Source organism: Paenibacillus sp. JT31N11, from assembly GCF_056269285.1.
The window spans coordinates 82186-104091 of sequence record NZ_JBWDNQ010000008.1 but is presented as its reverse complement, the minus strand read 5'-3'; the positions used below and the strand labels follow the sequence as shown (position 1 = coordinate 104091).

General features: G+C 51.2%; 14 protein-coding genes. All 14 read left to right on the top strand.

The genetic code is table 11. From position 1 onward, the window contains the following. The first annotated feature begins 2 nt into the window (after positions 1-2). Positions 3-1040: an ABC transporter ATP-binding protein gene (locus AC0YNV_RS24835; RefSeq protein WP_475770429.1), complete on the top strand. Its 1038-nt coding sequence runs from the start codon at positions 3-5 to the stop codon at positions 1038-1040. A 2-nt stretch (positions 1041-1042) separates the two neighbouring features. Then, a complete protein-coding gene (locus tag AC0YNV_RS24830) occupies positions 1043-2074 on the top strand; it encodes an ABC transporter ATP-binding protein (RefSeq protein ID WP_475770428.1) in 1032 nt (343 codons plus the stop codon). A gap of 66 nt (positions 2075-2140) precedes the next feature. Then, positions 2141-3166: a LacI family DNA-binding transcriptional regulator gene (locus AC0YNV_RS24825; protein WP_475770427.1), complete on the top strand. Its 1026-nt coding sequence runs from the start codon at positions 2141-2143 to the stop codon at positions 3164-3166. Between the two features lie 110 nt (positions 3167-3276). Continuing rightward, complete coding sequence (locus tag AC0YNV_RS24820; protein ID WP_475770426.1) at positions 3277-4236, top strand: ATP-dependent DNA ligase; 960 nt, start codon at positions 3277-3279, stop codon at positions 4234-4236. A 116-nt stretch (positions 4237-4352) separates the two neighbouring features. Further along, entirely contained in the window at positions 4353-4571 is a 219-nt protein-coding gene (locus AC0YNV_RS24815; RefSeq protein WP_210040882.1) for an alpha/beta-type small acid-soluble spore protein, read from the top strand. Between the two features lie 296 nt (positions 4572-4867). Continuing rightward, positions 4868-7933, top strand: a complete 3066-nt coding sequence (locus AC0YNV_RS24810) for an FIMAH domain-containing protein (RefSeq protein ID WP_475770425.1) — start codon at positions 4868-4870, stop codon at positions 7931-7933. Positions 7934-7983: 50 nt separating this feature from the next. Beyond that, complete coding sequence (locus AC0YNV_RS24805; RefSeq protein ID WP_475770424.1) at positions 7984-11682, top strand: OmpL47-type beta-barrel domain-containing protein; 3699 nt, start codon at positions 7984-7986, stop codon at positions 11680-11682. A gap of 205 nt (positions 11683-11887) precedes the next feature. Then, positions 11888-14449, top strand: coding sequence for a glycosyl hydrolase family 95 catalytic domain-containing protein (locus AC0YNV_RS24800; protein WP_475770423.1), 2562 nt, complete (start codon positions 11888-11890; stop codon positions 14447-14449). Positions 14450-14684: 235 nt separating this feature from the next. Beyond that, positions 14685-15050 carry a cupin domain-containing protein gene (locus tag AC0YNV_RS24795; protein ID WP_475770422.1) on the top strand — a complete coding sequence of 122 codons (366 nt, stop codon included), beginning with the start codon at positions 14685-14687 and terminating at the stop codon, positions 15048-15050. An 84-nt stretch (positions 15051-15134) separates the two neighbouring features. Continuing rightward, a complete protein-coding gene (locus AC0YNV_RS24790) occupies positions 15135-16061 on the top strand; it encodes an ABC transporter permease (RefSeq protein ID WP_475770652.1) in 927 nt (308 codons plus the stop codon). Between the two features lie 29 nt (positions 16062-16090). Continuing rightward, complete coding sequence (locus AC0YNV_RS24785) at positions 16091-16960, top strand: carbohydrate ABC transporter permease (RefSeq protein ID WP_475770421.1); 870 nt, start codon at positions 16091-16093, stop codon at positions 16958-16960. A gap of 83 nt (positions 16961-17043) precedes the next feature. Beyond that, positions 17044-18642, top strand: coding sequence for an extracellular solute-binding protein (locus AC0YNV_RS24780; RefSeq protein WP_210040896.1), 1599 nt, complete (start codon positions 17044-17046; stop codon positions 18640-18642). 354 nt (positions 18643-18996) lie between these two features. Continuing rightward, positions 18997-20016: a response regulator transcription factor gene (locus AC0YNV_RS24775; RefSeq protein ID WP_475770420.1), complete on the top strand. Its 1020-nt coding sequence runs from the start codon at positions 18997-18999 to the stop codon at positions 20014-20016. Beyond that, on the top strand, positions 20013-21860 hold the full coding sequence (locus AC0YNV_RS24770) for a sensor histidine kinase (RefSeq protein ID WP_475770419.1): 1848 nt from the start codon (positions 20013-20015) through the stop codon (positions 21858-21860). Before AC0YNV_RS24775 ends, AC0YNV_RS24770 begins: the two co-directional genes overlap by 4 nt. The last annotated feature ends 46 nt before the right edge of the window (positions 21861-21906 follow it).

Here is a 21906-nt window from a genome sequence, read left to right as displayed (position 1 = left end):
ATATGACGGCTCAGGCTGCTCAAGCTCAGCAGCCCCTTCTCTCCGTTCAAAACCTTAAAATTCGGATTCAGATGGATAACGGGGAAATGAACGCAGTGGACGGGGTAGACTTTGACATTCAAAAAGGAAAAACGTTAGGCCTTGTAGGCGAGTCCGGTTGTGGGAAAAGTCTGACAAGCAGAGCCATTATCAGCATTAATCCGAAAGAGTGCGAAACGACAGGAAGCATTATGTACCAATCCTCATCCGGGGAGTCGGCAAACCCGCTGAATCTGTTGTCCATGGACCCGAGCGGCAAACAGATTCGTTCGATTCGCGGTCGGAAAATCGCCATGATCTTTCAAGAGCCCATGACGGCTTTCTCACCGATGTATACGATCGGGAATCAGATCATGGAAGCGATCTTAATCCATCGCACCAAGAACAAGAAGGAAGCCAAGAAAATCACGCTCGAAATGCTGAGTAAAGTGGGAATATCGGACCAGGAGAAGCGATTTGACCAATATCCGCATGAATTCTCCGGTGGTATGCGGCAGCGGGCGATGATATCGATGGCCTTATCTTGCAATCCGGAATTATTAATTGCCGATGAGCCAACAACAGCACTGGATGTGACGATTCAGGCCCAGGTGCTGGAATTGATGAAGTCGCTCCAGCAAGAGTTCGGTATGGCCATTCTGCTGGTTACTCATGATCTTGGCATCATTGCGGAAATGTGTGATGAAGTGGCGGTCATGTATCTTGGCAAAATTGTTGAGCAGGCACCCGTAAAGGAAATTTTTCATAATCCGAAACACCCCTATACGAAGGGTTTGCTCAAATCGATGCCAAGATTAGGCGGAAATAAGAGCAAGCGCCTGGACTCAATTGAAGGATCCGTGCCCATTCCTATCAATATGCCTCCTATGTGCGGATTTTACGATCGTTGCAAGGATCGGATTGAAGGGGTATGCAATGTGCAGGCCGTACCAAAAACCCGTCTATCCGACAAACATATGGTCAGGTGTTTTCTGTATTCGGATCAGCATGAAGGAGAATAACCATGTCCAAACCTATTCTGGATGTCATTAAGCTGAACAAGGATTTCAAAGTCAGGTCCAAAAAAGCTTTATTTGCAAAGCCTACGCCTGTTCGAGTATTAAACGATATCTCATTTGAGCTGCTCGAAGGCGAAACCTTAAGCATTGTCGGAGAATCGGGCTGCGGAAAAACGACCTTGGGACGGTGCATCGTAAGGGGGATGAATGCCTCATCCGGCGAAGTCATCTATCATACCGAAGGCGGAGAGAGCGTTGATTTCTTAAAGCTTAAGGGTAAAGAATCGAAGAGATTGCGAAGAGATGTTCAAATGATCTTTCAGGATCCTTATTCCTCTCTCAGTCCGCGAATGAGCGTATTCGACATTATTTCCGAGCCGCTGATCGCCAATTTCAAGCTGAATAAATCGGAAGTGGAAGAAAAAGTAGCGGCAATTGCAGAAAAAACCGGCTTAAATGTCAGTTACCTTAAACGCTACCCTCATGCCTTCTCCGGCGGACAAAGACAGCGTATCGCCATTGCGAGGGCGCTCATTACCCAACCGAGGCTAATCGTGTGCGATGAAGCGGTATCGGCCCTGGACGTTTCAATTCAAGCCCAAATTATAAATCTCTTAAAGGACCTGCAAGAGCAATTTCAAATTACGTATATTTTCATCTCGCATGACTTATCGATCGTTCAGAATATTTCCGACAGGGTAGCAGTGATGCACCTGGGCAAAATTGTAGAATTGGCAACCGTGGATTCGTTGTTTGGTCAACCCAAACACCCCTATACGGAAGCGCTCATGTCGGCGGTGCCCCAGCCTGATCCGGATCAGAAGAAAGATAGAATTATCTTGGTAGGGGAGGTTCCGAATCCTGCGAATCCACCAAGCGGATGCCATTTCCACCCAAGGTGTGCGTACAAGACCGATAAATGCATGCAGGAGGCACCACAGCTGCGCCTGGTAGGAGACAACCAATATGCGGCTTGTCATTATGCGGAACAACTAAATCTGAGGGGTGCAGCGAAAGAACCGGCAGCCGTTGAATAACAGTGAATGTCAATTAGCGTTGGGCTCCGTTATGGATGCTGCGTTTTTGAGAGGATGTAACAAGAAATGGCGAAAATCGACGATGTTGCGCGTCTTGCCGGTGTCTCAAAAGGAACCGTATCCAATGTTTTCAGCCAAAAGAGACCTACCAGCGAAAAAGTAACGGATAAAGTCCTGGAAGCTTCCAGAGAATTAAATTACGTTCCGAATCATATCGCAAGAAGCTTAGTGACCAAAAAAACAATGGCCATCGGGCTTACGATCCCGCATGGCAACTTCTTTTTCAACACTTTCCATAATCAGTTTATCAATGGAGTTATTTTGGAAGCTTCTCATTACGGGTATAGGGTGCTGCTCGATATGATCCCGGTAGAGAAGGTGAAAACTCCTTCTTTGGCTAGTTATCCGATTGACGGAGCCATTGTGCTTGGTCCTACAGAAGAAGATGAGCGTATCAATTTACTGCATCTGAACCAAATCCCATTCGTCACAATCGGTAAAATCTTTAATTCGAAGGTCAAGGATGCATCCACCGTAAACAACGATAACTTCCAGATTATCCGTGATATATGCAGCTATCTGATAGACAAGGGCCATCGCAGCATGATGTTTCTAAATGCCAATGAGCTTATGACCGTTGCCATCGAAAGAAGAGAGGCTTTCATCGAGGTGCTGACAAATCACCGGATCGACTTGCAGGAACATATGATTCACTATAAACCCGCCTTAACTTCTAGCAAATATTTGAACTACGGGTACGATGAGACGGTCCATGTGCTGAGCGAGTTGAAGGAGCAGGTAACGGCAATTATTGCGGATGATGACCGCACCGCATTCAGTGTTATGAATGCCATCAAGGATTTGGGTCTGAGCGTACCGGAAGATCTCTCTTTGTTTGTTATTTGCGGTGATCTCTCTATGATGCATAAGGCAACGCCTTCATTGACAGGCATGGATTTGCAGTCTTCGGAGCTCGGGGTTCACTCCGTCAGATTGCTTATGCATAAGCTGGGTAATATTGATGGAGATTTTCCAGAACATATGATCATAAGCAGCAAAATAATTGAGGGTGACTCCTGTTCATCGCTTTGAAGCGTTGGCCTTATGCGAAAGTAAGAAGGTACGCTCTTTTATTGGATATGTCATATTCTTCCTGAAGATCGGTAACACTATGTAAAAACAAGAGTCGGGAGAAACCTACGTTGAAACCAATTGTGCCCTTCGAACCTGTAAGGCAAGACACCATACCTGTTGGAGATCCTTGGGTGTACCAAATTAAATGGGATGGGGTGAGAGTGTTAACGTACGCCGACGAAAGCGGGATATTCCTCTATAATAGGCGTTTGAATGAAAGGACGCACCATTATCCGGAGCTTCTCGATGTGCCGTCTTACTGCAAAGCGAAATCATTTATCATGGATGGGGAAATCGTGGCACTCGCCTCGGACGGTAAACCGTCCTTTCATGAAGTCATGCGCAGAGACGGGCTGCGGCGAATGGAACGGGTTCCTCAAGTGCAGAGGGAAGTCCCAATCTACTACATGGTATTCGATCTGCTGTTTCTGAACGGGAATTGGGTGAATGACCTCCCGCTTCGAGAACGGACCGATCTGCTTCATGGCATACTGACCCCCAATCAGACTGTTCAACCCGTTACCTATCATCCTGATGGCCAGGCGCTATTTCAATTAATGAAGCAGCAGGGGATGGAAGGCATTGTATGCAAAAGGCTCGACAGCCCCTACATAATTGGAGGTAAAACCGCGAGTTGGGTCAAAGTCAAGAATTACGGTGACGTCATTGCCGCGATTGGTGGTTTTACCTTGAACGGCGGCATTATCAATGCGATAATTCTGGGGTTATATGACAGGGAAGGACGCTTTTGGTATATAGGCCACACCGGCACCGGCCGCCTTAGCAGGGCGGATTGGCGGGATTTGACGGAACGGCTGGCTCCTGATGCGGTAAAGGAGTGTCCTTTTGTCAATACACCGGAACGGCATAAAGACGCAATATGGGTGAAGCCCTCGCTCGCCGTCAAAGTGATGTACACCGAATGGCGCCTGCAGGAAGGCCGTTCCCTGCGTCAGCCAAGCATTCAAGCGTTTGTGGACCGGCCGCTTTCGGAATGTGTTTTCCCGGATGAGAGCCTATTCCCATAAATGATATAGAAGGCAGCGGGCGCCGAATTAATTGGAAATAATTACATTTTTTATCGGAGTATAATAGCATTTTAGCGACACATAATAACCTCACATTACAAAGGAGGTTTTACAATATGAGCCGCAAATCTTCTTCAACCAACCAATTGGTCGTTCCTCAAGCAAATGCAGCACTGGATCAAATGAAATATGAAATTGCACAGCAATTCGGAATTCAACTTCAACCGAATGGCTACAACGGACAACTTCTTACCCGTGAAGCGGGTACAATTGGCGGCAACATCACCCGTACACTTGTACAAATTGCTGAGCAGCAATTAGCAGGCCGTTCGTAAGCCTGTTACAGGAGAAAGTATTGAAATTCAGTTCATGAGAAAAAGACCACGGTGATCTTCTGACTGCAGAGATCCCGTTGGTCTTTTTTTTTAATTATTAGCCGATTCCAGCGTAAGAATCATGCAATCGTAAAAAAATCCATAGAGCCATAAATTAACCAATACAGGAAATTTCATTGTTAATTATGATGAAGGTAGCTGGAGGCATGTATTCAAATCCAAAAAAAAACGGAAAGAAGGGATCCGGATTTATTTATTTAAAAGCTTAAGTTTACGAAATTAAAGGAGGTTTAAAGATGTTTAAGCCGCAAGTCCTGAAAAAGGCATTAAGCTCTGTTCTTTTATTTGCACTTGTCCTTCCATTTATTAATCTGTCCGGGCTTCCAGCTTCAACGGTTCATGCAGCACCGGCAAACAGCCTGGGACTATTGGATATTGAATTGAACAAGCCGGTTAACGCAGAAGTTGATCTTGATCATGCAACCATTCATATATCATTGCCCTACGGCACCTTATACCAGATGCTGAATGTAACAATGAATCCCGGCGCTTCTGCGGCGCTTTACAGAAGCGATGGAACGACTGCCGTTTCTTTTGCCGCCAGCGGCATGAACAATGGCGATGCAAAAATGGACCAGTTTTCAACAAGCGGAACCACGTTATATTATTTGGCAGTAACCGATAAGAATGACAGCAGCAGCATCCGAAGATATACAATTACGGTCACCGTGGATATGTCTTTGCCTCCAATTACAGGCCCTATGGGATCTAATGACAAATACCTGCCGCTCAATATTCAGGCGCATGAACATGCATGGGATGTTATGGGCGCATACAAAATTGGCAATGGCAGTACTACGGGTTCTATAGAAGGTCCGGGCACGCCTTCGTCGTACAGCGGGAAATCATGGCCGGAGTCAGTCTACGACCGTTCGGGAGACTACCCGATGGCTTCGATTGTTGATGAATCATGGCTGGGAGACAATATGTATTTGCAGACCATTGGCAAAAGTAATGTGGATGCGCTTACAAAGTACGGGATTGCAAATATTCCCGGCGCCGGGAAGCTTAACTCCGATATTTTGCGTTTTCACGAATTTTCGCCTTTTGTTGCCCCGGGAGGCGTGAGCCGGGACGACGGCGATCGCGGCGCAGTCAACAGCGACCGCCAGAGACTGGAGATTAAAAGCAGCACCAGCGCAGCCAATATGGATGCAAATAGTTTTGGCGGCGACATTATGACCCATCACTGGAGGCTGATGCTCCCTTCGGAAACGTTAAGATATCAGAAGGATACCGGTGATAAGCATGCCGGTGATTTTATCGTTCCCCACAGGTTTTGGCACATATTCCAACTGAAAGAAGTAGCAGGCAATGCGGCCGGCCAGCCCGTGGCTACCCTCTCGCTGGTTTCAAGCGGAGGCAAAGGCCAGCTTGAATTCAGGAACAACCCCGATGGCAGCTACGCGGACAGAATCAAGCCGTTGTTCACGATACCCTTTGACAGGGTCGTTGACCGCTGGCTTGATTTTGAAGTAACGATTTTAACAGCCGATAAAGGTTATTTGTACGGCAAGCTTGTCGATCTGGAGACTGGCGAGGTGCTTTTCGAAGGCGGTATGACAGCCGAAACATACAGACGCCCTGAAATAAACAATCCGGCTACCGGCAGAGACGAAAGAGGTGATCTGCCTGTAGAGCCGGGTCAACAGAACCGCTCCAAATGGGGTCTTTACAGGGGGATGTACAATGGTCCGGGAGATGCGGCTTATGCAGATGAATTCCAGTCTGCAACCATGTATTTGGCAGATGTGCACTTAATCAAAAGGGATGAAAACAGCTATATATTTCCCGATGGCTGGAATCCCAATGTGCAGCCTAAGGATATGGCAGCGTGGGCAAGGCCGCAAGAGATTACAGCTTCCAAAGGTACTCCGTTCAGCCAATTGCTGCTGCCTGCACAGCTTGATGTCACTTTGAGCACCGGCAAGACAGAGAAGGTGAACGTATCATGGAGCCCGGAAGGCTACAATCCCGATAACATGGGGACCTATAAGATTTTTGGCGAATTTGCCAGTCCGGGTATGACGAACACCAAAAACATCAAGCCCTATATTGTAGTTTCGCTGACAGATTCATCTTCTGTTGCGATAATCCCGGTTTCGACCGCCAGTTATACCGTCAACCCCGGCGGACCGTCGATCAATACGGCGGCAGGCGGTAATACGCCTACAGGAAGGTATTTGCAGACCTCCTCGGCCCCCGTGGCCGGCGACTGGGTTGAAGTAACCGTTGATGTTCCCGAGACTGGAAACTATGATATCGAATTTGGCTACAAGTCGAACAACAATAGAGGAATCGCCCAGCTGTATGTGGATGGGGTTTCCCAGGGCAGCCCCGTAGACGAGTATCATCCCGCTCAAACTTTTCCGGCGGCTGATATGGGCAGCAGCATTCTCGAAGCCGGCAGCCATAAGTTCCGGTTTGTGGTGACCGGGAAGAATGCCGGCAGCTCCGGCTATCATCTTACCTTCGATTATATCAAGCTGGCGCGAAAGGATGCGGCTCCGCCGGAGACGGAGGCACGGATCGAACCGGCGCCGCGGAACGGATGGTTGAACACGGATGCGTCCGTCGCACTGACAGCCCAAGGCGAGCCCTCCGGTATTGCGAAAACGGAATATAGGCTGGAAGATAACGCGCAATGGCAAACCTATACCGGACCGGTCGCTTTCACGAAAGATGGCGTTTACCTGCTGCAATTCCGTTCTGTCGACGCTTCAGGCCGGACCGAGCAGACGCAGGAGCTGACCGTCCGGATAGACAAGACGAAACCGGTCTTGGCAATGACGGCAAATGGGAAGCCGCTTGCGGATGGCGCAGCCTTCTCCGACGACCGCCCGCTTGCGCTGCTCTTGAATGCAAGCGATGCCCTGTCCGGCATAACGAGACAGGAACTCTTCCTGGATGGAATTCATGTGGAAAATGGCGCTTCCGTTGATTTGGCCGGAAAGCTTGGCCCTCATACCCTGAAGACCGTGGTCACCGACCTGGCCGGCAATACGGCGGATGAGTCTGCCGGTTTTACAATTGCCGTCACCCCCGAAGGGGTATCCAGCTTGATTGACCGCTATGCCGAAGCCGGAGAATTGACGGGAGCGCTGGTTAACCAGCTCCGCAGCAGCTTGAACCAGGCACGGCATCAATTGGACAAAGGCGACAATGACAAAGCGGCCAAACATATGCGGGATTTCCTGAAGCATCTGAACAATAAGCCGATGGCGGGTAACGTCTCCGATGCCGCGAAGCTCGTCCTCACGGCTGATGCAAACGCCTTGATCACAGCCTGGTCCGTGAAATAACAAATAAGTATTCATATACAAATTTCTATGAGATCCGAGGAGGTTTAAGGATGATCAAGCAGCAGGTTCTAAAAAAGGCATTAAGCTCTGTTCTGATAGCAACGCTTTTACTTTCACTTGTTAATCTATCCGCTCTTCCTGTGCCAACCGTTCATGCCGTTTCGACTGGCGATGAGTCATGGAAGCCGGCAGTAACGGATACGGTTTATCCTCCAGCAGCAGCAGGTTCTGTCAATCTGCTGGACCCAACCCGTTTCTCGCCGCAGGCAGGCGTGAATCTCAAGGCAAGCTCGGAAGCGCCCGATCATCCGGGTGTAGACGCCTTACGGTCGGGCGGCAGCGGGTATTGGCGCAATTCAAGCCCGAATGTATATATGAGCGGCTTTTCTCCATCATCATTGGCATTATCCCTTGATTTGGGCGCTCCAAAAACAATTGATAAGCTGTACCTCGAAATACCCAACACGATCTCGAATATCCAAAGCAATGCGAGAAGATTCGAGATCTATTACTCCAATGATTCCAATTCCTGGGCAACTGCGCCTGCGGCATCCGATTCGGCATCCGATTACGACTGGAAGTCGAACGGCTGGACACTGGCCGGAGGTACGGAAACGGAAGGCTTGTGGTCTTATGTAACGTACAACGGCCAACAATGGGGTTATGATACCAAGACGTTCCTGTATCCGTTTACAGCCCGGTACGTGATGATAAACATGATTCTGGTCGGCCCCGGCGACAGGCGAGCGGATGATAACCATTCCATGATGGGCTTGTCCGGATTGGCTGTTTACGGCAAAGATCCGGTATCCAACGCGACTGAACTGGCGCCGGCCAAGGGTGCCTACAGCACCTGGGATCAAGCCGAGCCTGTATCGGTGGATATAAGCCTTGCCAGCGGGCAGACGCTCGCGGGCATTAGCAAAGGCGCTGCTGCGCTTCGTCCGGATTTAGATTACTCGCTATCAGGAAATACGGTTACATTTGCACCTGCATTCCTTGCCAAGCTGCCTCTGGGCACAAACGAATTTATGCTTCGTTTCAACAGCGGCGACCCGTCCATATTTGCACTGGACGTAACGGCACGCGGCTATGGCGGGAATGACAAGACAATCAGGATGAATGCCATTGAAGGCGTATCACCTTATAACATCCTGGGCGGCGCAATGGGTACCGATGAACCGGTAGAAGGCGTGACTAAACGGATAAGAGACGCGTACCACGAGTTTTACGGCGATCAGCCCCTGGCGGCTGCGGCCGACGACCATATCAAGAGCGTTTGGGACAGCACACTGCAAAAGGATGTATTCGAGATTACTGCCAACGGCAGAGGCTTGAATAATGAGTTCATGGATAAGGTTCGCGACGGCGAGTACGGCCACAAGGGGGTTTTTGACCGGAATTTGGGGTACGTGGTTGGCGGGGCGGCCATTACGGACAGGCAAAGAATCGAAATTCGCCCCAGCGAGGACTCAACCGGCGACTTTACAGCCTACGAGGGCGACCAGGTTTCCTACGAATGGCTCTGGAATATACCGGACGGCGACCAGTGGAATCAGCCGAACTTCAGGCATATCTTTCAGTTGAAGGCTGTGAATGCACAAGGGGCAGATACACTGGCTGAGGGCAACAGCGGCGGTGAAAACGGCGCATATATCATTGCGATGTCCATTTCCGGAACAACCAGCAGAGATCTTGTTGTCAATCATAACCGGTATGACGGGGATAAGAACTTGATGAGAATTCCGTTAAAGGAAATCGACGGCCACTGGATCAAGGTAGAGCTTAACGCGCTTATTTCGGATTCCGGCTGGCTCACCATCAGGATCACGGATATGGTAACCGGCAAGGTATACACGTTTGACAGCCCGGATGTTTATCAGATGTTCTCCAATCAAGGCGCAAGCGACGGTGTCAAAGACCTGTGGAGAAGACCGGAAAGAAGCGGCGGCTTCGAGACAGAGTATCCCGCTGTTTTCGATCAATACCTGCGCCCCAAGTGGGGCATCTACCGCAGCTCCGCGGGTGGCACCAATTCCGCATATGACGCCAGGCTGCAACTTGCCGACATCACCATAAGCAAGGTGGCGACCGGAATATCATCCGTAAATCTGGCCCTTCATAAAAAAGCGTATAACGCAGGTAGGACAGAAGTCGCCAACCCGATTCAGCTGCAATCCGCTGCGGCGAATGAATTCGGCAATGCGAACAAACTGACGAGCGGCGTGCTGGAGGATCCGACAAAATGGAATGTAACGAACGTTACCAGTCTGGATCAAATTGGGCAGTATTCCTGGCTGGGTACGGACGGAGAGAGGAAAGGCAGCTTCGTACTGGACCTTGGCCAGGCAATGGATTTCAGCCAAATAAGGCTGTTTGCGAAGTCCACCCGGCTAAAAGGCGTAACCGTTTATGTATCCGATGATTTCGGAAACTACACATCGGCAGCCGATTTTGATGAAGTGGCATTTAAACAAGTGGATAAACGAACAGATCAAGGCTTTACGTATGCGACCGGCAACGATAATGGCGGTACCGATTCGGAGGATAGCTCGCATCCGATTGATCTTGGCAGGACCTATCATTCAAGATATCTCAAAGTAACGGTTGAGAACGCATCCGGCGGCAATACAGGCACGGATCTGACAGGGCCGCCGCGCCTTACGCAGGTTCAGGTGTTCAATGCGCCGACTCCTCCGCAGAATCTGATGGTTGAAGCAGGCGGTCCGGTAAAAACTCTGAAGTGGGATTCCAATAATTCAAGCGAGGGCTACATTGTGTATGATGGCGCAGCGGTACTTGCCGAACTACCGGCGGGCACAGCAAGCTATACGCTGCCGGGCAGCATGACTGATATATCCAAAGTCGCCGTAAGGTCGAAGGGAACAGATCCGTACTCCCGCAAGTTTATGATTTCGGCACCGGCCTTTCCGGTAGAATTGAAGGACACGGTTCCGCCGGAGACAGAGGCGAAGATCGAACCAGCTCCGCGGAATGGCTGGCTGAACACGGCTGCGTCTGCCGCAATGACGGCTCATGACGATCATTCCGGAATAGCTAGAACGGAATATAAATCGGATGATGCTGCGGAGTGGGAAACCTATACCAGACCGGTTACCTTCACGAATGAAGGTGTATACCGGATCCAGTTCCGCTCAATTGACTCTGCAGGCAACATCGAGCAAGCGAAGGAGATTACCGTCCGTATTGACAAGACGAGGCCTGTTTTTGAGCTTGCGGCTAACGGTAAACCGCTTGCTGGAGGCGCTGTCTTCTCCGACGCCCGTCCGATTGCGCTCCAGTTGAACGCAAGCGATGCGCTCTCCGGCATAGCGAACCAGGAAATCATCCTGGACGGAATGCGTTTGAAGAACGGCGCTTCCGTAGATTTGGCCGGCAAGCTTGGCCTGCATACCTTGAAGATCGTCATCACCGACCTGGCGGGCAATACGACGGATGAGTCTGTCCGCTTTACAATTAAAGCCACCCTTGAAGGGATATCCAGCTTGATGGACCGTTATGTCAAGGCAGGCGAATTGAAGAAACCGCTGGTTGACCAGCTGCGCAGCAGCCTGAAACAGGCGCAGCATCAATTGGACAAAGGCGACAGAGGCAAAGCGGTCAAGCATATGCAGGATTTCCTGAAGCATCTGGATAACAAACTGGTGGCGGATAAAATCTCCAAAGCCGCGAAGTCCGTCCTCAAGGCTGATGCGGCCGCCTTGATCAAGGCCTGGTCCGGACAGTAAAGAACAGCCTGGAAATTATTTAATCAAACCAAACAACCCTATGCGAGTGAGTGCTTCATAGGGTTGTTTCGCTGCGCTGCCCTCCTCTGGATGAGAGACCGCAAATAATAAAAAAAACAAGTTTTATCATAAATTTCAACATCCCTGGAAGCGGTGTTGTTCTATACAATGATTAAAATCAACGGTCTTGGGAGGAGAGCTTCTGATGGATCATGGAAACACGGCTGCCGATTCAAAAATGGATTATGCCGGGCTTGTGTCGCGTGCGGATCTGCACTATGAGCATACGGTCAAACGAAGTGAAGGCGGATTGCCGCTGGGCAACGGGAGAATGGGCAGCTTGCTGTGGACTTCCCCTTCCGCCATTAAATTTCAGATCAACCGGGTTGATGTATTTGCAAATGACTGCAGCACGAACAGCTTCAACGAGAGACATTCGGATTATGCGTATGCGTGCGGCTTTGTCGATATCGATTTTGTCGATTATGGCGAGGACGTCTTTCATGACGGCGGAATAAAGCAGCATTTAAGCTTATTTGACGGGACGGCGTTGGTCTCGGGCGATGGGGTGCAAGCCCGGGCTTTTGCTTCGGCCAATCAGGATGTTTTCGCAGTCAGAGTGCAGGACGATAGAGAGGATCCCCAGGTAATCAACATTAAACTGAAGATGCTCAGACCTGCGGAGGCCGTATGCAAGAATCATTCGGCTGTATCGCGTTTAAGCATGCGCGGCGGGATGATTGTATTAACACAGGAATTCAGGGAGGGCAGCTATTACTGCAGCTCAGCCGTCGCAATTGGAATTTCCGGACGGGAGTCCAAAGCGAGAATGAATGATGAGCTTGGCGGACGGGCGCCTGTAGGCAGCTTCAGGGAGAGCAAAGTGATCGGTCAGCCGAATGAAACCGAGATGCGTTTATGTGTGAAGCCGGGTCAGGGAGTATTCGATATTTTTATAGGAAGCGCGGCCAGTTTTGACGAAAATGAAGATATTGCCGCTGCTGCAGTCAACATCGTAGAGCAGGCAGCTGCAGCGGGACTCGACCTCCTGCTTCAGGACCACAAGTCCTGGTGGAATCAGTTTTGGGAAAAATCCTATATCCGCTTAAGCAGCGAAGATGGAACCGCCGAGTTTGTGGAGCTTCATTACACGTATTATTTGTACCTGATGGCGTCAAGCTCCAGGGGAGGGCAATTCCCGCCTAACTTCGGAGGCATGCTGCTCAGCCCGCGGGGAGATCTCAGACACTGGGGAGCCATGCACTGGTGGAATAACATGAGCCTGTACTACAACGCTGTGCTTCCGTCCGGTCATCATGAGCTGTTTCATCCGTATTTCAACATGTACTCGTCCATGTACGAATCTTGTGCTGAAGCTGCCAGGCAGCAGTGGGGAAGTCAGGGTATCTTCATACCCGAGGTTGTGACGTTTAACGGAATGGAGAAGCTGCCGGAGGATATCGCGGCGGAAATGAGAGATTTATATCTGGTGCGCAAGCCGTGGGATCAAATGTCCGACCGTTTCCGCGATTTCGCTTTCTCCAAGCGTCCGCATGAAAGCAGATGGAATTGGAAGTATCACGAAAAATACGTGGACGGCAAACTAGTGTATGTAGAGAGAGGCTTCGGTTCTTTCGGCTTCACTACGCATATGTTCGCATCCCAGGTCGGGATTGCCTGTCATTTCTGGATGTACTATGAGTACACCAAGGACGAAGCATGGCTGCGGGAACGGGCATATCCGATTATGAAGGGAGTCGCCGAGTTTTTCCGCCATTTCCCGAATCTGAAAAAGGATGAGGACGGCCGCTATCACATTTACCAAACAACCAGCGACGAAAAATATTACGGCGGCAAAAATACAATGGATTCGATGGCGGGCATGCACACCATATTCCCGATTGTCCTGAAGGCATCGGAAATATTGGAAGCGGATGAAGATATCCGGCCTGTGTGGCAGGAGCTTTACGATAATCTTGCCCCGCTGCCGCGAAGCGATCATCCCGATGCCGTGTTGAGAACTCCGGAAAATGAGCCCGCAGTATGGGTTGGCGCTCTCGGCCCTGTTTTGGATAACAAGAGCAATGTCGATTTGAAGCCGGGGAGGTTTGGCAGCCTGTGCTCACTGGAAACGGCATATGACAATCCGGAAATGTTCGAAACGACCATGGCCACGATCAGGTACCAGGAAGCGACACTAGACCATGACTGGAGCCGTGCGGCATCCGAAATGTCGAGTACGGCGCGTGTGCATGCCCACATGGGACTCGCGGAACCGTTCAAGCAGGCCGTATTGGCACAATTGGAATGCGTGAATGCGGAACGGGAGTATTGTTACTTCACGGACACGGGAAGAGTGAAATTTTTTGAAAACAGGCTGACAGTCAGAGAGGGAGTCAACTGTATGAGCGTGCAGCGTTTAGGCAATGCCGCCTCCGCGCTGCAGGCAGCGCTTTGTCAAAGCGGGCCACCGGGTCCGGGCAAGGAATCCGTCATTCGTGTCTTCCCTGCGTGTCCGGCTGGCTGGAATGCAGAGATATCCCTATGGTGCCATGGCGGATTCAATGTCACCTCCGCCATTCGGTCGGGAAGCATTCCGTTTGTCAAAATCAGCTCAACGCTGGGAGGAGCATGCAGAATAAGGAATCCCTGGGGCGAGGCCGTGGTTGCACTGCGCAAACCGGATGGCAAGAATATAGCACTAAAAGGCCCTTTATTGGAGTTCGATATGCTTAAAGGCGAAGATATTGAACTTATCCCTTTTTGAGTTGAATAGCTATTCTGACGAAAATAGATTGGCCGGCAGGATTATTTTACGGGAGCGACAATAAAAAACAACAACCCAACTAAAGTTTTGCCATACCGGGACTGATGTCCGAATTCTATAATGGTGAGGTGAAGGGGAGGAATCTCATGAGGGCTGCTAATGGCAAGTTGAGCGGGATACAGATTGTGTATACCGGCGAAGCCAATGAGAACAATCACAGGGAAGGGGCGGCGTCATGATCCGTACTCGAATAGAAGAGATTCGGTTGAACCCGGAGCAGAACGGGCATATGTTCGGGGAATTGCTGCCCGGCGCCTATCTATCTTCCGGCGGGCTCGCTTTCGCCGGGCGAAGCGAGCGCAGCCATACGAACGACGGTCCGGAAGGCAGAGATTTTCACGTTCATGACGATCGGGAAGTGTTCCTTATTCTGCAGGGGATTGGAACGATGGAGATCAACGGCGAGCATTATCCCGTCAGAGCGGGCGATATCGTAATCGTCGAGCCTGGCGAGAATCATCATCTTTGCTCGGACGCCGAGGATCCGATCGTCACGCTCTGGTGCCACGCCGGTCCGCACCGCCACTATAAACAATCGTAGAGGATATGCGCGTATTTACCGTTTTTGTGTCGAGCGCGGGAAGGGGAGGAGAGCATGGCAGGCAAGGTGGAGAGTTCCGACCGGATGATGTTTCAGTTCGCGACGTCTGGCCACAAGTTGAAGTTTATGCGGAAGTATTGGCCGCTTTACGTCTTGTCGATTCCGGGCATTATCTTTTTTTTGATCTTCCGGTACATTCCGATGTTCGGATCGGTCATCGCGTTTCAGGAGTACAACATCTTCAAAGGCATCAAGGGCAGTCCGTGGGTTGGGCTTGATAATTTCAAGAGAATGATCGAATATGCGGAGTTTGTCCCGATATTGAAGAACACCATTCTGATCGGTATCTATGATTTGTGCTTCGCTTTCCCAGTGCCGATCATTCTGGCGCTTCTGCTCAATGAGCTGCGCATCATGGCTTATAAGCGGATTGTTCAGACGGTCGTCTATATGCCGCACTTTCTCTCATGGGTCATTGTCGGAGGGATCGTGGTTGGCGTATTGTCACCTTCTACCGGCATCGTCAACCATTTGCTGGCGCTGTTTGGCGTCGAGCCCATCTACTTCTTGGGCGAAAATTCATATATCCGCACGATCCTCATCAGCTCGGGCATATGGAAGGATAGCGGCTGGGGAACGATTATCTATCTGGCTGCGATCGCCGGCATCAATCCCGACTTGTACGAAGCGGCACAGGTGGATGGCGCAAGCCGGCTGCGGCAAGTAACCTCCATAACGGTTCCCATTATTCTGCCGACCATTGCGATCTTGTTTCTGCTACAAATCGGCAACTTCCTGGACTTCGGCTTCGAGCGGGTATTCGTGTTCCTTAATCCGCTCAACAGCGAGAATGGGGAAATTATTGATACCTATGTGTATCGGGCGGGTCTTGTTGACCGTCAATACAGCTACACGACCGCCATCGGCTTGTTCAAGTCAATCGTGGGACTTGCGCTCATCATGATCGGCAACATATTCAGCAAGAAGGTAACCGGCAACGGGCTGTACTAAGGCATTGGAGAAACGGGGTGAAAATCGATATGATAATGACGAGAGGCCAGAAAATATTCAACGCATGCAATATCGTATTTCTCGGCGCTATCGGCCTGAGTATGGTGCTGCCGCTGATTCATATTATCGCGCAGTCGCTTAGCAACTCGGTCGCCATCAACGCGGGAGAGGTGAGCTTCTGGCCTGTCGGTTTCACATTCGGCAGTTATAAGCTCATTCTGCAGGACCCGTCCATCTGGTTGGGTTTTCGCAATAGCGTAATCATTACCGTATTCGGTACGCTTATCAACCTGATCATGACGTCAAGCCTCGCTTATCCGCTTTCCCGGCCGGAGTATCTGTACCGCAAGTTCGTGCTGATCCTTATTTTGATTACATTGGTGTTCAGTGCTCCGCTTATTCCGAACTATCTGCTGGTAAAGCAGCTGGGACTTCTTGATACGCTGTGGGCACTCATGCTGCCGATGGCGATCAGCGCGTTCAACCTGTTTGTCATGCGCTCATTCTTCATGAATCTGCCAGGGGAGCTCATCGATTCGGCGAAGATCGACGGCTGCGGCGAGTTCAGGATATTCTGGAAAATCGTGCTTCCGCTCTCCAAGCCGGCGCTGGCGACCATGGGGATCATCTATGCCGTCGCACACTGGAACCGGTATGCGGAGGCGGTGTTCTATATCAGCGACAGGCAGTGGATCCCGCTGCAGGTCCGCCTGCGCGAAATTGTCTTTACCGATCAATACGGCCAATCGGACGTCACCTCGGAGCTGCTCGTCATGCTGTCGCCGGAAGGCATCAAGATGGCGGTCATCGTCGTCGCGACGCTTCCGATCTTGCTCGTATATCCATTTCTGCAGAAGCATTTCATTCAGGGCATGCTGGTAGGCTCCATCAAGTCGTAACGTATAACAACCGGACTCTACGGGGAAGCAGCAGCTCTCAACACTAAAACGCTTACAAATCATGAGGGAAGAAGGGTTGTCGTATGAAGAAATGGACAGGTATGGGATTGTCGCTGGTGCTGGCAGCGAGCCTGATGGCGGGATGCTCGGCAAACAAGCCGGCAGAGCAGCAGCCGGCAGATCAGCAGGCGGATAACGGCGGAAATCAGCAGACGGCGGAAGGCCAGAAGGAGCGGGCGAAGTTCTCCTTCCTGCTGCCGACGACAGTGAGCTCGGGCTACCATACCCGGGTGCCGGATCTGAACAAGGACAAATGGGTGCTGAAGCTGGAGGAATTAACGAACACCGATCTGGACATCAAGGTGATGGAGGACGCGAAATATGGCGTCATGTTTGCAAGCAACGACATTCCTGACGTGGTCGGGAGCATAGGCGGCCCCGGCAGCAAGTCGATGTCAGGCTCGATCGAGAGCGGCATCTTCATGCCTCTGGACGACTTGCTGCAGAAATACGCGCCAAATCTGATGAAGCTGATTCCGAAAGCCGCATGGGAGACGGCTTCTTATGAAGGCAAGATCTACGGCATTCCGGAATTTCTGAAGAGCCCCTCGCGCCGGGCCACATACATCCGCACCGATCTGCTCGAGAAGACCGGCCTGCAGGCGCCAAAGACGGTCGATGAATTTCTGAACGTGCTCCGCGCCTTCAAGAAGCTTGGAGTCGAGACGCCGTACCAAATGCGCGAGAACTTCAAGTATGCGGATATCGTTCTTGGCGCCTTTGATGTCCTGCCGTACAAAGACCAGTTTGAACTGGTCGACGGCCAGGTGGTCCCCAAGTTTTTCGACAGCGAGAATATGCAGAAGGCACTTGAGGTGTACAAGACGATGTATGAAGAGGGGCTGATTCCGAAGGAGTTCGCCACCATATCATCGACTGATTTTACGAAGAGCATTGATGCCGGCAAGCCGGGCATTTGGTCGCAGAACGCAGCCGGAATGCCGGGCTACAGGGCGAATGTGAAGCTCGCCGTTCCGGATGCGCAGATCGACATTATTCCTTCGCCGAAGGGACCTGAGGGCAAGGGCGGTTACTTCTTCTATTCGCCGGTTGTCCGCACGTTCTACATCAACAAGAATGTCGAGGAAGAGCGAGCCGCCGAGATCGTGAAATTTTTCGACTGGATGGTCACCCCGGAAGCAGAGGAGTTCTTCACGTTCGGCGTCGAAGGCGATACCTACACGAAGGATGCGGGCGGTGCTGTGAGCTATAAATTCCCGGAGACCAAGGAGCAGCAGGAGGAAGAGGGCTGGAGGAGCGGTACACTGTGGGCTGTGCATGACTCCACATACAATAAACTGCGGCTGGAGCTTAATGAAGACGGCCAGGCAACACTGGACGCTTTCGATAATGTGTTGTCCCAGGAAGGTCTGTCTGGAATCGGTTTTTATCCGGAATTGAGTACCTTCAGCAAGTATCCCGATCTGGCCGCTCCCCAGCCGGATGTAGGACCAAAGCTTGTTATCGACCATATGGTCAGGATGATCTACGGCAAGGAACCCATCTCCGACTGGCCGAAGGTTGTTGAGGAATACAAAGCCAAGGGCGGCGACGAGATTGTCAAGGAAGCGACGGAGCGCTGGAATAACAAGCAGGGCGCTGTCATGATCGACAGAGAGTAGGCTCCCCCGAAACTTGAAACGAAAAAGCTCTCCTCCGAATAGAGGCGAGCTTTTCTTTCGTTAACCTGATAGAATGTATAAGTTTCACTCCGGTACACATTTCTATAAGGTTTAAGGGAAGAAACTAAATTTGCCGCCAGAGGACGGCCGCGGCCGCATCTTCTTGTGGAATACGAATCGGCCTATGAAATCGTAAAAAAACACAGGAGACCGGAAATTAAGCCTATCGGGATCGCTCATTATGCGCAATGATGAGGATAAGGCAGCAGTTCTATTCGTCCATTGATGAAAGCGCTTCTACACGGTAAGATGTAGGTTGCAGGCATAACCCACTATCGAGCAGGAGGAACGTTCATGCATGTGCTTATCGTAGACGATGAACCCGTTATCCGCAGAGGGATCTCCAGGATGGCGGAGCAATACATGCCCGCCTTCGCCAAAGTGTCGACTGCAGAGAACGGGCAAGCCGCTCTCGAGAGAATAGGGGCGATGGAACCCGATATCGTGCTTACGGATATCCGTATGCCGAAGCTGGACGGCCTGGAGCTGTGCAGGATTCTGCAGGAGGCTTACCCCCATATCAAGACGGTCGTAATCTCCGGATACAACGACTTCAGCTACGCGCAGAAGTGTGTGGATTACGGCGTGAAGCATTATTTGTTGAAACCGATTACAAGGGTGGATGTGCATGAGGTGCTGGGTCGTTTGCTCAAGAAGCAGACGGCCGGATATGTCGCGCCTTCCCGTTATGTGGAATGGATCGATCATATGGAGCAGCAGATTTGGTCCCTCCAGACGGACGGATTGGATGAGCTGAGCGGCCGGCTGCGGGAGTATTGCCAGTCAGCCAATCTGTCGCTGGCCCAATTGAAGGAGCTGCTTCATGACTGCTATGAGATGCTGTTGAAACGGCTGCAGGCCCGGGAATTCTCTCCCAGGACGAACCTCTCCTTCATGCAGACCGGATCCGTGAAGGATGCGATCGAAGCCTTCGAAGCGGGACTTCGCGATATTAGGGACGGACTTGCGTCGATGCGCAGCGGCAACTTCCGGGATATGATCGAAGAGGCAAAATGTTATATCGACAGCAAGCTGTCGCAGGAAATCATGCTCGACCAAGTGGCGGCGCTGGTCGGTCTGACACCGACGTACTTCAGCTCATTATTCAAGAAGATGACGAACGAGACGTTCGTAAAATACCGGATCAACAGGCGGATCGACCGCTCCAAGGAACTGCTGGCCGTACCGCATTTCCGCATCGTCGACATTGCGCTGGAAGTGGGCTATGACGATTACCCGCATTTTACAAAGACGTTCAAGAAGCTCGTCGGCATCACGCCATCGGAATACCGGGCGGCGCTTGGAATCAAATGAGATTCCGCAGCCTCTATGCAAAGCTGACTTTCTATTTTCTTGTCGTAATCGGACTTACGCTGAGCGGTGTAGGCATCTCCTATACGACCTCCACCCGCGAGCTTGACGAGCTGGCCGAGAAACAGATGCAGCAGATCGTCCGCAACGCGGTCCATCATACGGATCTGTATTTGAAGGATTACGAACGGTCCATGGTTTCTTTGCTGACATTCCGCTACGTGATGGAGTTTATGGATTTGCCGACCGACAGGGAGGAATACGACTATTATAATTACCGGAAAATGATACGCGAGGTCGTGGCGGACCCGCTGTTCATCCGCAATCCGAAAATCGCTTCCATCTACCTGATCAGTGACAAAGGCAACGCCGTCTACTATTTCAACGAGGTAAGCGAGCAGTCGTTCTCGCCGGAGGAGATCCGCCGGCAGCGGGATTACTTTATGGGCAATACAAGTCCGCACGGCCAGCTGAGCATTCTGAAGAACAGCATTCTGACGGGCCAGGAGAATCAGATGGTAACGCTCGTCCGGCGCATCCGCGGATACAGTTCACCTGAATTGAGCGGTTTGCTTGCAATCGAGCTGCGTTCAGCAGATCTCTCAGCCCTCTGGAAAGGCGTCGATCTTGGAAAATTCGGCTATCTGTTCATCACGGACGCGAACGGGAACGTCATTTATCACCCGGAGGAGATGAAGGAAGGGACGGTGCTGCCGGATGCCGTACGCACCAAGCTGGAACATTCCGGAGATGCCGCGTTCTTCGACGACAGCGAGGGAGAGAAGCGGATGTATATGGCGGAAACGTCGGACTATTCACACTGGAAGCTGATTGTCTCCATGCCTGTCGACGAGGTGAGAAAGCCGGTTACGAATATCCGTAATTCGACGCTCGTCATCGGGATGTTCACATTGCTGCTCGCCATCCTGCTGGCGTACCGCTTCAGCAAATCGATCACCAGGCCGATCCAGACGCTGAAACTGGGGATGCGGGAAACGGAGAAGGGCAATTGGGCCCCGATACCGCTGCCGAAGCATCGGGACGAAGTCGCCGAGCTCATTCTGCGGTACAATCTGATGGTGAAGCGCCTTTCCGATGCCGTGGACAAGGTTGTACAGGTGGAGCTGAGCAACCAGGAAATCCGGCTTGAACGGCAGCGGGCCGAGTTCCAGTCCCTGCAGCTGCAGATTAATCCGCATTTCATGTACAACACGCTTGAAACGATCGTTTGTTATGCTGCGGTGCAGGATTCCGAGGATATTACCGAAATCGTCACAGCGCTGGCTTATATGCTGCGGTACTCCGTTCAGACCAATCTGGAGGAGATTACGGTGGCTAACGAATTGAAGCATGTCATGTATTATATGAAGGTCATGCAGCACCGGATCGGCCGGGAGTTCGAAATCGAAGTCGCCGCCAGGCCCGAGTACCTGCTGCACGCCATGGTCCGCCTTACCCTGCAGCCGCTCGTGGAGAATGTATTCCAGCATGCGTTCCCCGAAGGTGTGGAGGAGTACCACTTTATCCGCATTGATTGCGGTGAGGAGAACGGTGTCTTCTGGGTCAGCGTAGAGGACAATGGCTGCGGCATGCCGCCTGAGAGTCTGGCAAGGCTGCGGCAGAAGCTTCGTGCAAACCGGTTGGCGGATGAGGAGGATCAGGGCAACGCCGGCCACAAGGGCGGCATCGGCGTGCTTAATGTACACAGGCGAATCCAGATGGTATTCGGCGACCGGTTTGGTCTTCGTATCGAGAGCGAGGAGCAGCAGGGTATGAAGGTCACGATGTTGATGCCGAAGAGCTCCCAGGTTACAAGGAATAAGACGGAACGTCCCGCGCCAGCTTAGGAAAACACATTCTGATCTGAAGAAATGACATGTCAAGAAGCGGCAA

Excerpts from the sequence above, each read along its gene's own strand:
- AC0YNV_RS24835 (WP_475770429.1), top strand. The coding sequence starts at position 3 with ATGACGGCTCAGGCTGCTCAAGCTCAGCAGCCCCTTCTCTCCGTTCAA.
- AC0YNV_RS24830 (WP_475770428.1), top strand. The coding sequence starts at position 1,043 with ATGTCCAAACCTATTCTGGATGTCATTAAGCTGAACAAGGATTTCAAA.
- AC0YNV_RS24825 (WP_475770427.1), top strand. The coding sequence starts at position 2,141 with ATGGCGAAAATCGACGATGTTGCGCGTCTTGCCGGTGTCTCAAAAGGA.
- AC0YNV_RS24815 (WP_210040882.1), top strand. The coding sequence starts at position 4,353 with ATGAGCCGCAAATCTTCTTCAACCAACCAATTGGTCGTTCCTCAAGCA.
- AC0YNV_RS24810 (WP_475770425.1), top strand. The coding sequence starts at position 4,868 with ATGTTTAAGCCGCAAGTCCTGAAAAAGGCATTAAGCTCTGTTCTTTTA.
- AC0YNV_RS24805 (WP_475770424.1), top strand. The coding sequence starts at position 7,984 with ATGATCAAGCAGCAGGTTCTAAAAAAGGCATTAAGCTCTGTTCTGATA.
- AC0YNV_RS24800 (WP_475770423.1), top strand. The coding sequence starts at position 11,888 with ATGGATCATGGAAACACGGCTGCCGATTCAAAAATGGATTATGCCGGG.
- AC0YNV_RS24795 (WP_475770422.1), top strand. The coding sequence starts at position 14,685 with ATGATCCGTACTCGAATAGAAGAGATTCGGTTGAACCCGGAGCAGAAC.
- AC0YNV_RS24790 (WP_475770652.1), top strand. The coding sequence starts at position 15,135 with ATGATGTTTCAGTTCGCGACGTCTGGCCACAAGTTGAAGTTTATGCGG.
- AC0YNV_RS24785 (WP_475770421.1), top strand. The coding sequence starts at position 16,091 with ATGATAATGACGAGAGGCCAGAAAATATTCAACGCATGCAATATCGTA.
- AC0YNV_RS24780 (WP_210040896.1), top strand. The coding sequence starts at position 17,044 with ATGAAGAAATGGACAGGTATGGGATTGTCGCTGGTGCTGGCAGCGAGC.
- AC0YNV_RS24775 (WP_475770420.1), top strand. The coding sequence starts at position 18,997 with ATGCATGTGCTTATCGTAGACGATGAACCCGTTATCCGCAGAGGGATC.
- AC0YNV_RS24770 (WP_475770419.1), top strand. The coding sequence starts at position 20,013 with ATGAGATTCCGCAGCCTCTATGCAAAGCTGACTTTCTATTTTCTTGTC.